The following is a 14480-nucleotide window of genomic DNA, read 5'->3' as shown; positions in this document are numbered from 1 at the left end:
CGGCCTCGGCAAGTTTCGAGATTCTCGCGACGGACGTCGCACGCCTCCCCGTAGAGCAGACGAAGGCCCCGCCCCTACCGCCGCACACGATCGCCCTTCGTCCGACTCGGAACCCGTGAGGTGCTTGTGGCTCTCCTCTCCGTACTCTGTCGTCAGCGTCACCCGCGGTCGCGGGGGCGTGTCGTCCTCGGGGTGCTGTCGCTCGTCGTCGGCACTCTGCCGAGCGTGTCGGCCGACGCCGCCACCCCGCCCTCTGGAACGGTCAGCGACACGGCACCCACGATTACGTGGAGCGCCGGTCCCTTCGCCGTCCCCAACGTCTCCGGCACCACCGGAACGGTGAGCTGTGGCAGCCCGCAACTCTGCGACGACTACACGTTGAAGGTGTCGGTGCCCGTGGGCTACGACGCCGGTCACAGCCTGCGCATCGATGTCAGATGGCCCGACACTGCTGCCGACTTCGACCTGTACGTCCTCGACGCGGCCGGCCACGACGTGGCCGCGGCGGCCTCGACCAGCGACCCCGAGAGCGTGCTGCTGCCGGCGGTGGCGGCGTCGTACACGGTGCGCGTGGTGCCGTACGCACCGCTCGGCGACAGCTTCACCGGCACCGCGAGCCTGGTCGCCAACCCGGTCGATCCGCCACCGAGCACAGCAGTTCCGCCCACGTATGCGAACTCCTCGGCACCGAACAGCCTCACGCACGCACACGATGCCGGTGAACCCTCGATCGGTGTCGACCGCGCCACCGGCGCCGCGATGTTCCAGGCGTACACCTCGACGCTCAAGGTCACCTATGACAGCGCCGGCGCCGCGACCTGGCAGGACAGGAGCGCGAGTGCGGCCAATGGATGCCCCCAGGGCAGCACCACCAGCCTCGACCCGATCTTGTTCACCGATCCGGCCACCCACCGTACCTTCGAGTCGCAACTGGCCGGAAAGACCGCCCTGACCTGCTACACCGACGACGACGGCGAAACGTGGACGCCGACGGGCGGCTCCGGCATCAACTCCGGCGTCGACCACCAGAGCATCGGCGGCGGCCCCTTTGCCCCCGGCGGCCCGGGCCCTGTCACGTCATATCCGAAAGCCGTCTATTACTGCTCCCAGGACATCGCCGACGCCTCCTGCGCGGTCAGCCGGGACGGCGGGCTGACGTACGGGCCGGCCGTTCCGATGTACTCGCTGCTGGACTGCGGCGGCCTGCACGGGCACGTGAAGGTCGCACCGGACGGCACGGTGTACGTGCCGAACAAGGGCTGCGGCGGCAACCAGGCCGTGGCCGTCTCCGAGGACAACGGGCTGACCTGGAGCGTCCGCAAGAACCCCTCCAGCACCCCGGGGGACTCCGACCCCAGCGTGGGCATCGGGGCCGGCGGGACCGTCTACATGGGCTATCAGAACAGCGACGGCACCGCACGTATCGCCGTCAGCCACGACAAGGGCAGAACGTGGCTGTACGACCAGAACGTCGGGGCGGCCCTCGGCATCAAGAACATCGTCTTCCCGGCCGTGACCGCAGGCGACGACAACCGCGCCGCCTTCGCCTTCCTGGGCACCACCACCGGCGGCAACTACCAGGACGCGGACAACTTCAAGGGCGTCTGGCACCTGTACGTGGCCACGACCTACGACGGCGGACAGTCCTGGGTCACCGTGGATGCCACCCCCACCGACCCGGTCCAGAAGGGATCGATCTGCACGGGTGGCACCACCTGTGGCAAGGACCGCAATCTCCTGGACTTCAACGACATCACCGTCGACGGCCGGGGCCGTGTGCTCGCCGCCTATGCCGACGGCTGCACCGGCGCCTGCGCCGGCGGCGGCGCGCAGAACTACGACGCACTGGCCTCCATCGCCCGCCAGACCTCCGGCAACACCCTGTACGGCGCGTACGACGCCATGGTCACCGGCAAGCGCAAGAAGCCCACAGGAGGTCAGTAGGTGAAGTCCTGGCCTCTGGTCGCCGTACTGTCCGGCGCGGCCCTCGGTCTGGCGGCCGTCACCGGGTGCTCGGCGCCGACAAGGAATACCGGGCCCATGGCGGCGCCGCCGATCGTCACCACGGCCGGCGGCTGTCCCACGGGCGCCTCACTGCCGATGCCCAAGGGATTCCCGGAGAACCTTCCGGTGCCCGCTGGCGCGCTCGTGACCTCGACGGAGCGCCGCTCCGGCGAGCGGCTCGTCGTCGCCATGGTCGTCAGGAGCGGATTCGACCGCACGCTGGCTTTCCTGCAGAAGCAGCTCCCCGAGGCCGGATACACCCTGCAGGAGGGCGAGGTGGAGGAGGACGACGCCGAGTCGAACTTCTCCTCCGCGACCTTCGACGGCCGCTGGACCCTACGGAAGATGCCCGACTGCGGGGGAGGGGTGTACCTGACGTACCTGACGGCTCCGGCCACCTGAGCTGCGGCGGACTGCAACGGCCGCGTGAGCCGACGCGGCCGTTGTGAAACCACGGTGCAGGGCGCAGCGTCTTCGGACTCAAGACCGGAAGAACGTATCCGAGTTACGTCATCCCGGACCTGTGTGAACGTTGTGAGAGAGGTGGGTTCGAAATGACACGCCGGAGTCGTTCTCTGTATCGCGGTGCCACGTTGGGGATGGCCGCTGCCGCGGTGGCCCTGCTGGCGAGCTGCATGCCGAACGGCAGCACCGCGACCAGCAGTACTCCGACCGCGGCGCACACGCCTACCCCGTCGGCCGTGGTGTCCCCGGCGGCGAGTGCGTCGGCCGGGCACACAGCCGCCGGCTCTTTGGCCCGGGCTCACGACTGCCGATCGCTGCCGGCGTCGCCCGCCCTCAAGCTCAGCGTCACAGAGGCCTACCGCAGACACGCCCAACCGCCTCTCACCCACATCGCCCCGGTGAAGGGCACGTTCTACTACGGCAGTTGCAACGGGACCTTCTACGCCGGAGCCCGCTTCCAGCTCACTCCCGGCAGCACGGAGGCGGAGCAGGTCGCCCTGCAGGATGACGGAGCTGCGATGAAGTACTTCACCGATCGCCCGGGCGCCGGTTGGCGCTACGTGGCCAGCGACAGTTTCCCCGCCAACGCTCGGGGGTGTGCCGGCATCACCCAGATCCCGGCCCATCTCGCCGCCCTGTGGAACGATTGCCGGTCCACGGCAGACCAATGACGATGTCGGAGGCTGAAGCGTGTCGGGTGTTGCTGCTCAGCGCCTCGTCTCGTACCTGGTCAGCACCACGCCGCCGGGAAACGTCCGTGTCTCCACCAGGTTCAGGTTCACCCAGCTGTCCAGCGCGGTGAAGAACGGTGTGCCGCCGCCCACCAGGACCGGATGGGCGGCGATCGCGTACTCGTCGATCAGGTCGGCGCGCATGGCCGCCCCGGCGAGCGTTGCGCCGCCGATGGTCATTGGGGCGCCGTCCTCGGCCTTGAGCCGGGTGATCTCGGCGATCGCGTCGCCGGTGACCAGGCGGGTGTTCCAGTCGACCTTGTCGATCGTCGAGGAGAACACCACTTTCGGCGTGTCCCGCCAGTTCCGCGCGAACTCGATCTCGGCCGGGGTGGCGCCCGGCTGCTGGTCGCCGGTCGGCCAGTAGGAGCTCATCGTCTCCCACAGTTTGCGCCCGTACAGCGTCAGGCCACTCGCCTGCTCGTGGTCGAGCCACCACTGGAACAGCTCGTTGCTCGGCGGTCCGCTCCAGCCGATGTCGTCGCCGGGCGCAGCGATGTAGCCGTCCAGGGTCAGGTTCATGCCGTAGATCAGTTTCCGCATGGCCCAGCCTTCCGTTCGTGAGTGTCCGGCGTATGGACCGGTGCGGCGCGGAAAACTCATCGGTGCGCGACCGCAGGTCGCCGGCACTCCTCGTGCTCGGGGCTCAGCGTGGTATACACGGCCGACACGGGCAAGCGCAGGGAAGCCGGCCCTGGATGCCGACCCGGCTTCGCGTGACTCAAGAGTGCATGGCGAAGTCGATCAGCACCAAGCCCCATGGCGCGAAGATCACTGGCGCTGATATGAGCCAGCCCATCCTCCGGGAGGTCCTGGACCCCACGAAGACGCAGCACAGCGCCATCAGCATCGTGTACATCAGGAAGGCGTATGCGATGACGTCTGCACCCGAGCCCACCGCGCCTCCTCATGAGATCTGCCCCGTGGACGACAGCGGTTCCTTCTCGACTCCCGAATATGTGAACATGTTCAAATCATGCGGGTCAGGCGCCACGTCACGGGCCGCGCGTCCCCGACGGGACAGCCACAGGCACGGGAAAGCCCCGGCTGGACGGGGGAGACCAGCCGGGGCCGTAAGCGGTGACGTGCGGAGGGCGGTCGCCTCTCGGCGGAGGGCTCCATGGGGCTTCAGCCGGACGATCGTCCCCATGGGCTATGGGTGAGGCCCGGGGACACTGTCCCCTCCGCAGCCACGTCCAGATGAACGGTCAATCACCTCGAAGTGTTCCCGGCCTGTTGCCGTTGCGATGGTGAGCTGGGGCACACCTGCCGGAGAGTTCAGTCGACGAAGTCGGCCACCAGGGTGGCGAATTCATCCGGGGTCGCCAGACGGATGCCGAGGGTTTCGGCCTTGGTCCGCTTGGATCCGGCGCCGTCCCCGGCGACCACCAGGGTGGTCTTCTTGGAGACGCTGGAGGAGGAGCGGCCGCCCGCGCGCTCGATGAGCTCGTTCATCTGATTGCGGCTGAGATTCTCCAGCACGCCGGTCATCGCGCCGGTGACCACGACGGTCATGCCGGCCAGCGGCCCGCCTGCCGCATCCCCGCTCCCGTCGGCGTCGGTGTCCACGGTGGTCGGCGCCGGCGGGGTGGCACCGGGCTCCCTCATGTTCACCCCGGCGGCGGTGAGCTTGTCGATGAGCGGGGCGAGTTCGGCCAGTTCGGCGACGATCGAGGGAGCCTTCTCGGTGCCGATGCCCTCGACCTGCTGCATCGCTTCCGCGTCGGCGGCGCGGATGCGGTCCATGGTGGCGAAGTACCGGGCGATGCGGCGGGACATGGAGCGGCCGGTGCCGCGCACCCCGAGCGCGCACAGCACTCGCGACAGCGGCTGCCCCTTGGCCGCGTCGATCGCGGCGAGGAGGTTGTCGGTGCTGGTCTCGCCCATCCGCTCCAGCGCGAGGAGCTGGTCGCGGGTGAGGGTGAACAGGTCGGCGAGATCGGTGACCAGGCCCGCCTCGACGAGCTGGACCACACGGGTGGCGCCCAGGCCTTCGATGTCGAGCTGGTCGCGGCCGGCCGCATAGGAGAGAGACGCGACGAGGTGGCAGGTGCGGCCCTGTTCGCACCGCCAGCGTTCCTGGCTGGTGTCGATGGCGGATCCGCAGCGTGGGCACGCCTCGGGGAAGGCGATGGGCCGCTCGTCGCCGGTGCGCAGGTGGGCGACCGGGGCTTCGATGCGGGGGATGACGTCGCCGGCCCGGTGGACCATGACGTGGTCGCCCAGGCGCAGGTCACGGCGGGTGATGTCGGCCGGGTTGTGGAGGGTGGCGTAGGTGATGGTGGCGCCGTCGATCTCCACCGGCTCCAGAACGGCGCGCGGGGCGATGATGCCGGTGCGGCCGACGTTCCACTCCACCTCGAGCAGTCGCGTGATCTTCTCGACGGCCGGCAGCTTGTAGGCGATCGCCCACCGCGGAGCACGCGAACCCGACCCCGCAGTCTGCTGGTCGGCGGCCAGGTCGGCCTTGATGACGATCCCGTCGATCCCGAACGGCAGCTCGGCCCGCAGCGCGGCGATCTCCTGGACCCGGGCCAGCACCTGCGCCACGGTGTCGGCGGTGACGCCGGGCACCGCGGTGGCAGCGGTGGTGTTGATCCCATACGCGGCGGCCTGCACCATCAGGTCGCTGTGCGCGCTCGCACCCAGCCGCGCGGCGAGTTCGGTCTCGGTGCCGGCCATGGGCAGCAGGCCGTAGCCGAAGAACGTCATCGGCACGGTGTACGAGCGCTCCTTGGCCCGCAGGGTACCCGCGGAGGCGCCGCGCGGGTTGGCGAACGGCTGCCCGCCGTGCCCGGTACGCACCTCGTTGGCGTGCTCGAACTGGGCGTTCGTCATCAGGACCTCGCCGCGGACTTCCACGGTGACCGGCTCGGCGAGTTCGGTCGGCAGGCCCTCGATGGTGCCGATCGCGTGCGAGACGTCCTCCCCGGCCGTCCCGTCCCCCCGGGTGATCAGCTGTCTCAGGCGGCCGCCGGTGTAGCGGGCGGCTACCGCGAGCCCGTCCAGCTTCGGCTCGACACTGAACCGCTCGACCTCGTGGCCTATGCGCCGGGCCAGAGAGGCGGCCCAGGAGGTGAATTCCTCCGGCGAGAACACGTTGTCCAGACTCAGCATCGCCACCGTGTGCGGCACATCGCCCTCCACGGCACCGCCGGCGACCTTCCCTGTCGGCGAGTCGGGCAGCACCTGGTCAGGATGGTCGGCCTCCCATGCGGCGATGCCCCGCACCAGCCGGTCGTAGGCGTCGTCATCCAGGGAAGAGGAGCCGCCCCCGTAGTAGGCGGCCGACGCCTTCACCGCGTCCTCGACCGCCTGAGCGTAGGCGGCTACATCCGTGATCACAGCTGCGGGTGTTGTCATACCCTTCATCCTGCCTGCCACCACTGACATCGCCCGCTGCGGCGGGGCGGTCCCCGACGGGTGTCCGATCACCCCCCAAGGCCACCCCCGCCGCGACGCCGCAAGGCTCTGATGGGAGGTACTCAGGCTGAAATCGCGATGGCGGCAGGCAGCCGTCGAGCACGTCGACTCAGTACTGGATCATCCTCAGCTTCCGGCGAATGGCCCGGGCCCAGGTCCGCGAGGCCGGCGGCGGCGAAGTCGGTCAGATCGCACTTGAGCAGGCTGCGGATGCCCACCTGTGGGTTGAACTCGGGCGCGTGGGACGGCGGATGGAAGACGACCAGCCAGTCCTTGCGCTCCTCGGCGACGTCGAAGAGCTCCTGCTGCAAGTGGAAGTTGAGGCTGTCCCACACGCACACCCACCGGAGTGCCCAGCTGCAGATGCACGACTTCGGCTCCCGGCGCCGACCGCGCACGAGGCGCATCGGGTAGAACATCCGCGAGCGGTCGCGAGCTTGAAACGGGTGGCGCCGACGAGGTCGACCCGGCCGCCGCGCCGCCCGGCACTCTAGATATGGGCCCAGGTCGTGCTCCTGGGTGCGGCCGAGTTTGAGGGCTGTGGTGGGGCATCCGATGTCGCCGCTCCTGAAGCGGATCTAGGTGGTACCTCGGCATGATCACCGATCGGGAGGGTGGGGGAGTCGGCGACGGTCGTGGCCGCAGCGAGCCGGACACCCTTCCCGGTTGGATCAACCAGACAGACGAGCAGGCCTGTGACCACCAGCCCCGCGGTGACGGCCGGCATCAGTCGGCCTCTGCGGCTGCGCTGCCGCGCGGGCGTGTCTCTTGCATGGTGGTCCGTGCGGAAGAGCGCGTCGGTGTGGCACCGCTCTGTGGCGCAGGTGGTGAAACGATTGCCGCCGATTTTTCCGTCGGGTCGGGGGGCAAGGGTGTCGACGGAAGGGGAGAAGGGCTGGATGCGGTCGCTATGGCGTCGCCTCCTGCTTGCGTAGTGGGAGGTGGGCGGCAGGTTGCGGGGCCCGCAGGTCCGCGGGGCGGAAGCGAGCGGACCCCGGTGTGGGTGGACGTGGGTCAAGCGGTGGTGCAGGCGGTGCCGTTCAGGCTGAAGCCGGAGGGCTTGGTGAAGGTGCCGCTGTAGGTGCCCTGGAACCCGAAGGACGCCTGACCGCCGGCGGTGATCTGCTCGTTGTATCCGGCGTTGGCCGCCGTGACGGCTCCGGATGAGGGAGAGACAGAAGCGTTCCAGGCGCTGGTGATCTGCTGTCCGGAGGGCAGGGTGAACGCCAGCTTCCAGCCATTCACCGGGGAGGAACTGGTGTTGGTGACGGTGACGTCGGCGGTGAAGCCGCCCTGCCAGACGTTCGTTGTGTACGCCACCTTGCAGGCCGCGGAGCCTCCGGGACCGCCCGGGTCACCGGAGGAGCCCTTGTTGACGGTCGAGGAGAACGAGGTCAGGGCGAGGCCCGTGCCGTTCTGCCAGGGTTCGAAGCCGGCCTGAACACTTGTCAGGTACCAGTTGTTCTGCGCCAGTCCGCGGGAGACGGCCTGTCGCGCGAAGTCCATGACGTCGAAGGCCCAGCTGCTGATCGCCGACGGTGCCACGAACGACAGCACGTCGTTGGAACCGTTGTTGCCGGACCACACCTGCCACTCGCGCCCGGCCACCGTGGCGGTGCCGACCGGTGAGCCCACGGGCTGGACGGATCCGACCCTGTTGAACCAGATCATGATCTCGGTTCGGTTCACGCCGTCGGTGCGGGGCGTGGGGTCGAGCCAGATGTCGTAGGCGGCGTCGTACGCCGCGTTGTTCACATAGCTGTACGAGGTGCTCGTGGGCGCGCTGGAGATGGTGCTGAGTTGAGCGGGGAGGCTGGTACCGGCCGAGCAGTTGGTGTAGTGGCAGCCGTTGTAGACGGACGGGTACGACTTCGGAGCCCCGTTCGTCGGGACGGATCCGTCGGCCTGGGTGATCCTGAACCCGGAGTCGGTGACGGCGATGCATTGCGTCGCGCTGGTGCCCCAGCGGTTGTTCTGGACGACGTAGCGGCCTTGGATGGTCGTCGACCCGAATGGTTCGCAGACCGTGGTGTCGGCCTGGGCCCCCGACGCGGTGGTCAGAAGCGCGGCCAGCGAGACGAGCGAGGTGAGCAGCGCGCCGAGCAAACCCCTCGCGCTGTGGGCATGGTGTCGTGAAGGTCGCATGCGGGTCCTCGGGGGAGGGATGTGGGATGGGGACGGGGATGTGCGGGAGCGCTCCCACTGACGGCGATTGGGAGCGCTCCCATTCCCGCTTCGGCACGGACACTAGAGACGGTTCAGGTCCATGACAAGACTCCCGGCGCGAAGAGGGCGAGCCGATTTGGGAGGCGCAGGTCACAACCGGTCTGCAGCACGGCGTGCGGCATGGGAAGCGCTCCGCGGGGATATCGCCCAGCGGCGGTCAGGTGGACTCGCGCACCATCAGTTCAGTGCGGAGGATGACGTGCCGCCAGGCCACGGCGCCCTCCTCCATCTCCTCCAGGAGCAGCCGGACCATGGCCCGCCCCATCGCCTCGATCGGCTGACGCACCGTGGTCAGTCGCGGTGTCGTACGCTGAGCCAGCGGAAAGTCGTCGAAACCGATCACGGCGACGTCCTCGGGCACCCGACGCCCAGCCGAGTGCAGCGTCTCCAGAGCTCCCGCGGCCGTGGTGTCCGAGGCGGCGAGGACGCCGTCGATCTCCGGATGCCGCCGCAGGAGTGCGGCCATGGCACGTCGTCCGCTCTCCGTCGTGAAGTCGCCCTCGGCGACGAGGCTCTGCTCGCCCTCCAGGCCCGCCAGGGCCAAAGCCTCCTGGTAGCCACGCAGTCGGCACTGCGTCACGTACATGTCGGCCGGCCCGGTGATGGTGGCGATCGCTCGGCGGCCTCGCTCCAACAGATGGGTCACGGCACTACGGGCGCCGCCGACGTTGTCCACGTCCACGTAACTGACGTACTCGTCGCCGGAGCGGCGCCCCAGCAGCACGGTCGGCAACCGGGCCTCGGCAAGCATGTCCGGCAGTGGATCGCCGGCGTGCACGGACATCAGCAGAACGCCGTCGACCCGCCCGCCGCGCGCGTACTCGAGGAAGCGCTGCCGCTCGGCATCGGAGCGGACCAGGGTCAGCATCAGCTGCATTCCGGTGTCGGACAGTGCGTCACCGAGCGAGCTGACGATTTCGGAGAAGAAGGGCTCCGCGAACTGCCGCCAGTCCGGTTCCGTCATGACCAGGGCGACCGCGTCGGCCCGCCGGCCGGCCAGGGAACGGGCCGCGAGGTTGGGCACGTACCCCAGTTCCTCGATGGCTCGCTGCACGGTCCGGCGCGTCGACTCCTTCACGCCTGCCGCGTTGTTGATGACGCGGGAGACCGTGCCCCGTCCCACCCCGGCGCGGGCAGCCACCTCCTCCAGCGTCGGTGTCCCCGGGCGCCGTCTGCCCATGACCACCTCCCCCCACGAGATCACCGATCTTACGGGGGCGGCGGCGCGAGCACACGACATTGCCAGGGGCACGGGAACCGGTGAGCGGTCTGGCCGCATGGATCAGGACAGCGTTTCGTTTCCCTTCCGGACGTGTGTGATTTGGGAGCGCTCCCGTTCGTGGCGGAGTGGGGGTACGTGTACGGGGCCGCCGGTTGGCGAACGCCACCTGCGCGCCCCGGTGCGGCGTGACGGCCGGGCGGTCCCTTGTGTGGGTGGGCCGCCCGGCCGGGTGACCCCGTCTTCATGTGACGGGGTCGCGCACGCGGAGCCAGGCGGGGGCTATTCGAGTAGCTCCGCGTACGAGCCCATGGCCAGGGCGATGTCCGCCTGGGCCCAGAAGCGGTGGTAGGTGAAGACGGGCGCGGCGCCGCCCTTGAGATAGGTCTCGATCTTCGACCAGGCCGGGTCGTTCTTGTAGAAGGACCTCAGCGAGAGGAAGGTGGATGTGGAGTTGATCGCGTCCCCGTCGGGCATCGTGCCTGTCCAGCCGCTGGGCACGTAGACGCTGTCGTTGAACCGGCTGTAGTCGGTGCGGGTTTCGGGGACGGCGATGCCCAGGCTGTCCTGGTAGTTGTTCCACATGCCGTCCAGCAGCGCCTTCGCCGTGGACTTGGCCGTCGCGTCACCGGACTTGGCGCCGTAGTACGTCAGGACCTTGGCGTACGCGGCCGCCACGCCGACGTCGTTGGTGTAGTCGGCGACGGTGACGTGCAGTCCGCTGTTGGCGCCGGGACTCGAGGCGTTCCAGGTGTCCGGCTGGCCCGACCAGTGGAGGGTGGAGGGGATCTGGTAGGTGCCGTCCGGGTTGATCGTGGTCTTGGACAGCGCCCACTTGACCCACTTGTCGAGGACCGCTTTCGCCTGCGCGTTGCCCGTCTGCTGGTAGAGCTCGGCGACCCGCTCCATCGACCACGCCTGGAAGCCGAACCACTGGTTGGACGGCGGGTCGTGGTAGACGGGCTGCCAGTCGTAGTACATGCCGTAGAAGGTCGAGGTACCGGCCGGCGGGGTGGCGTAACGTCCCGCCCAGCTGTTGGTCGCACCGCCCGCGATGGCACCCTCGGACGACTGCAGCCAGCGGTAGAACTCCAGCTGCCGGTCCAGCGACTTGTTCCAGTCCGTCGCCCCGGTGGCCGACTTGGGCTTCAGGTCGGCGTAGGAGCTGAGCGCGTACGCCGCCAGCGGGTTCTGGTAGCCGCTGTGGGCGTAGCTGGAGCCGATGCGCCAGGCCCAGCCGCCGCTCGTGTCGGTCGAGCCGCCCCAGGCGTAGTACCAGGACAGCAGGTAGTGCGAGGCGTCCTTGCCGGTGCCGGCCGGGCAGGTGGACGGACCGGCGCAGTTGCCGATCTTCTTGAAGTACTTGTCGTACATGGCGTAGCGCAGGTAGTCGCCCATCTTGGCGGCCTTGCCGACGGTCGTGGAGACGTCCGCGCCCTTGCCCTGCTGCTTGGCCCACACGTCGGCCCAGTACGCGGCCTGCACGGCACGCGCGTCGGCGTCCGGGGCGTCGGTGAACTTCCACTGCTTGGCGTAGGACGAGTCGCCGGTGAAGAGGTCCAGGTAGCCGTTCTTGCCGCCGTACTTGAAGGCGTCGCAGGTCGGCTGCGGCACCGTCTCCCACACCGACTCCTGCGGTCCGCGCTGGAAGGTGTTGATGTACGACGGGCCCTTCGCCGTCGGACCGCCCTCGCAGGTGCCGCCCGGCGTGTTGCCGTAGCCGTAGACGTTGTCGACGTCCTGCAACCAGTGCATGCCGTACACGTCGTCCGTGCCGTACGCGCTCTTCAGCTCGCCCGCGATCGGATCGGAGCCGACCGAGACCGACGTGTCCAGCTTCGCCGGGTACTCGTTCGGGGTGTCCAGTTCGGGCGCGTAGGTGGCCGGCTTGGAGGCGTTGTAGAAGGAGTTGGTGGGCTGGTCGGCGTGGGTGGGGATCATGTACTTCTCCATGAGGGCCCACGCGCCGTTGAACTTGGACCAGTCGCCGGTGACCTTGCCGTACATCGCCTGCAGCCACAGCAGATAGCTGTAGGCCTCAGAGGTGGTCTCGTGGCCCTGGTCCGGCGCCTCGACGATCAGCGTCTCCACCGAGTGGTAGGGGACGCCCTCGGGGGAGAAGTAGCCGTTCGCCGGGTTGGTGATCTTCCCGTAGAGGTCCAGGAAGCGGGCGTCGTACGCCTTCGTGCCGCCGATCTGCGTCACGGTGACCGTCGCCTTCGACAGCCCGGCGGCCGTCGACTCGAAGGTAGCCGCCCCGGTGCCTGAGGTGTCGGCGGTGATGGTCACCTTCTGCGGAGTGCTCCAGTTCGACGGCGTGAAGGTGAGCGAGGCGCCGCCGGTCACCGACAGGCCCGAATTACCGCTAGCCCGGGCGGTGTTGACGGTGACGTTCGAGGACGGCTGGGTCGACAGCTTCACCTCGTACGTGCCCGACCTGCCCTGCTGTACGGCCAGCTGGTTCGGCGAGGCCACCACGGCGGGGCCCGAGGCGACCGTGATGCCCACAGGCGTGGACTCCGCGGACGCGCCCAGGCTGTCGTACGCCTTCGCCACCAGTGAATGACTGCCCACGGTCAAACCAGAGGCGGAGAGCGTGAAGGGCGCGCTGGTGTCCGTGCCCAACAGGGTCGTGTCGTCGTAGAACTCGACCTTGCTGATCGTCGCGTTGTCGGCCGCCGCCGCGGTCGCCGCGAGCGGGACCGGATCGCCCTGTGTGTAGACCGCGCCCGCCGTGGGGCTGGTCAGCACGGTGACCGGCGGCTGGTGCGCGCCGGCGCAGGTGGTGCCGTTGACCGCGAAGCTGGTGGGGGCGGTGTTGGTGCCGCTGTAGCTGAACTGCGCGCCGGTGGAGACCGCGGCGCCCGCCGCGATCGTGCCGTTGTACGAGGCGTTCTTGACGGTGACCGTCTGTCCGGACTGCGACCAGGCGCCGTTCCAGCCGTTGCTCAGCTTCTGGTTGCCCGAGTAGCTGTACGTCAGCGTCCAGCCGTCGATCGCGGCCGTACCGCGGTTGGTGATGGTCAGATCGGCGGTGAAGCCGGAGCCCCAGTCGTTGGTCTTGTAGTCGACACTGCACTGAACACCCGCCGCCTGCACGGTGGTTGCGCCGGCGGCGAGCATCGACAGGGGCAGGGCGAACGCTGCCGCCACGGCGGTCCACAACCGCCGTACGGCTCTGCGTTTACGTCCGGGATCCATGTGCTGGTTCCTCCTTGAACACGCGGCTCGTGGGGAGAGGTCAAGACTTGAAACCAGTGGGAGCGCTCCCATCGTGGAGACGGAGTCGGGTGCGGTCAAGACGTTGAGGAGTTGAAAGTGCAAAGCGGCTTGTCGAACCGAAATATTTCGCAGGACCCCTAGGAACCTGCCCGGTTGACGCTACGTTCGTCCGCACCAGTGGGAGCGGTTCCAATCAGACGACGCGTCCGTCACGGCGCGCCAAGCTGCAAGGAGTCGCTCATGCGACACCCCCCGCGTTCAGTACTTTTAGCCGTCGCCGGTGCATCCGCCCTTGTCAGGGCCACGACTGCTGGGTGGAGTACTCGGTCCACCAGCCAGTGGGGCAACGGCTTCCAGGGCTCCGTGAGGATCATCAACGGCCTCGCGGCACTGGGCAGTTGGAGCCTCGGTTTCGACTTCGCAGGCGGTGGGAAGGTCACCCGGCGCTGGAACGACCTGGAATGTCGACACCGGTCCCACAGCTCCGTCGCCGGTCGATCCACCGGCCGGACCGCACCGCGCCCGCGCTGCATGTGTCGGGCACCAAGCTCGTGGACTCCGACAGCACAACGCGCCGCTGCCCGGCGTGCATCGTTTCGAAGGCGACGCGGCGATCAAGGCGATCGCCGACTGGAAGGCGCGCGCGATTCGCATCCCGCTCAACGAGGAGCGTCGGCTGGGACTGTCCAACGTCAAGCCCGAGTTCGGTGGCGTCGACTACATCAGCGCCGTCAAGGAGGTGGTCGCTCGCGCGAGGCGCACGGCCTGACCCCGATGCTCGACCTGAACCGGACCGACGGTCAGTACACCCGTGACGCGGCGGGCTGCTCGGACGTGCACGTCGGCTGCCAGGAGCCCATGCCAGTGGCTGACGTGCAAAACCTGCCGACCCTGCGGGCAATCTCCCCGCCGCGCACCACGCCTACAACTTCAACGCCCGCGTAGGCGCGGGCTGCTGGAACTCCCCCCTCGCCCTCGTCGCCGCCCAAGTGCCGCTGGTCGCCGGGGAGATCGGCGAGAACACCCGTCATGAGGTGGTTCGACGACCACAGCCTGGCCTCCCCGGGCTGGACCTGGAACACCTGGGACTGCTCCTGCGGTCCCGCCCTGATCTCCGCCTACGACGGCACATCCACCGCGTACGGCGTCGGGCCGCGTGACCACCTGCGCGCCCTCACCCCGTAACTCCC

The 14480-nt window shown here is 68.8% G+C and carries 12 protein-coding genes and 1 pseudogene; 6 read left to right on the top strand and 7 right to left on the bottom strand.

Translation table 11 applies throughout. The features are described from left to right. Positions 1-225: 225 nt before the first annotated feature. The 3 genes from ACIBW9_RS35585 (at position 226) to ACIBW9_RS35575 (ending at position 3140) form a co-directional block, all read left to right on the top strand. Positions 226-1944 carry a sialidase family protein gene (locus tag ACIBW9_RS35585; RefSeq protein WP_398961128.1) on the top strand — a complete coding sequence of 573 codons (1719 nt, stop codon included), beginning with the start codon at positions 226-228 and terminating at the stop codon, positions 1942-1944. Beyond that, positions 1945-2406: a hypothetical protein gene (locus ACIBW9_RS35580; protein ID WP_398961127.1), complete on the top strand. Its 462-nt coding sequence runs from the start codon at positions 1945-1947 to the stop codon at positions 2404-2406. Positions 2407-2603: 197 nt separating this feature from the next. Then, positions 2604-3140 (top strand): hypothetical protein, encoded by a 537-nt coding sequence (locus ACIBW9_RS35575; protein WP_398961126.1) that lies wholly within the window; start codon positions 2604-2606, stop codon positions 3138-3140. A gap of 36 nt (positions 3141-3176) precedes the next feature. Here ACIBW9_RS35575 and ACIBW9_RS35570 read toward each other — a convergent pair whose 3' ends face one another. The 7 genes from ACIBW9_RS35570 to ACIBW9_RS35540 all read right to left on the bottom strand — a co-directional run bounded on the left by ACIBW9_RS35570 (position 3177) and on the right by ACIBW9_RS35540 (position 13269). Then, positions 3177-3743, bottom strand: a complete 567-nt coding sequence (locus ACIBW9_RS35570; protein ID WP_398961125.1) for a dihydrofolate reductase family protein — start codon at positions 3741-3743, stop codon at positions 3177-3179. A 178-nt stretch (positions 3744-3921) separates the two neighbouring features. Further along, on the bottom strand, positions 3922-4098 hold the full coding sequence (locus ACIBW9_RS35565) for a hypothetical protein (protein ID WP_398961124.1): 177 nt from the start codon (positions 4096-4098) through the stop codon (positions 3922-3924). Between the two features lie 380 nt (positions 4099-4478). Beyond that, positions 4479-6563 carry an NAD-dependent DNA ligase LigA gene (gene ligA / locus ACIBW9_RS35560; RefSeq protein WP_398961123.1) on the bottom strand — a complete coding sequence of 695 codons (2085 nt, stop codon included), beginning with the start codon at positions 6561-6563 and terminating at the stop codon, positions 4479-4481. Positions 6564-6685: 122 nt separating this feature from the next. Then, complete coding sequence (locus ACIBW9_RS35555; protein WP_398961122.1) at positions 6686-6958, bottom strand: hypothetical protein; 273 nt, start codon at positions 6956-6958, stop codon at positions 6686-6688. Positions 6959-7637: 679 nt separating this feature from the next. Further along, positions 7638-8768: a cellulose binding domain-containing protein gene (locus ACIBW9_RS35550; protein ID WP_398961121.1), complete on the bottom strand. Its 1131-nt coding sequence runs from the start codon at positions 8766-8768 to the stop codon at positions 7638-7640. 238 nt (positions 8769-9006) lie between these two features. Then, positions 9007-10029, bottom strand: a complete 1023-nt coding sequence (locus ACIBW9_RS35545; RefSeq protein ID WP_398961120.1) for a LacI family DNA-binding transcriptional regulator — start codon at positions 10027-10029, stop codon at positions 9007-9009. Between the two features lie 321 nt (positions 10030-10350). Further along, a complete protein-coding gene (locus ACIBW9_RS35540; RefSeq protein WP_398961119.1) occupies positions 10351-13269 on the bottom strand; it encodes a glycoside hydrolase family 48 protein in 2919 nt (972 codons plus the stop codon). A 261-nt stretch (positions 13270-13530) separates the two neighbouring features. Here ACIBW9_RS35540 and ACIBW9_RS35535 point away from each other — a divergent pair. The 3 genes and pseudogenes from ACIBW9_RS35535 to ACIBW9_RS35525 all read left to right on the top strand — a co-directional run. Then, a pseudogene (locus ACIBW9_RS35535) lies at positions 13531-13689 on the top strand (cellulose-binding protein); the annotation flags it as partial. Positions 13690-13876: 187 nt separating this feature from the next. Beyond that, complete coding sequence (locus tag ACIBW9_RS35530) at positions 13877-14059, top strand: hypothetical protein (protein WP_398961188.1); 183 nt, start codon at positions 13877-13879, stop codon at positions 14057-14059. 260 nt (positions 14060-14319) lie between these two features. After that, positions 14320-14475, top strand: coding sequence for a hypothetical protein (locus tag ACIBW9_RS35525; RefSeq protein WP_398961118.1), 156 nt, complete (start codon positions 14320-14322; stop codon positions 14473-14475). Positions 14476-14480: the final 5 nt, after the last annotated feature.

The sequence above is a fragment of the Streptomyces sp. NPDC049541 genome (assembly GCF_044465725.1).
GTDB lineage: Bacteria > Actinomycetota > Actinomycetes > Streptomycetales > Streptomycetaceae > Streptomyces.
The sequence above is the reverse complement of the archived record's forward strand: the minus strand, read 5'-3'. Positions and strand labels throughout refer to the sequence as shown.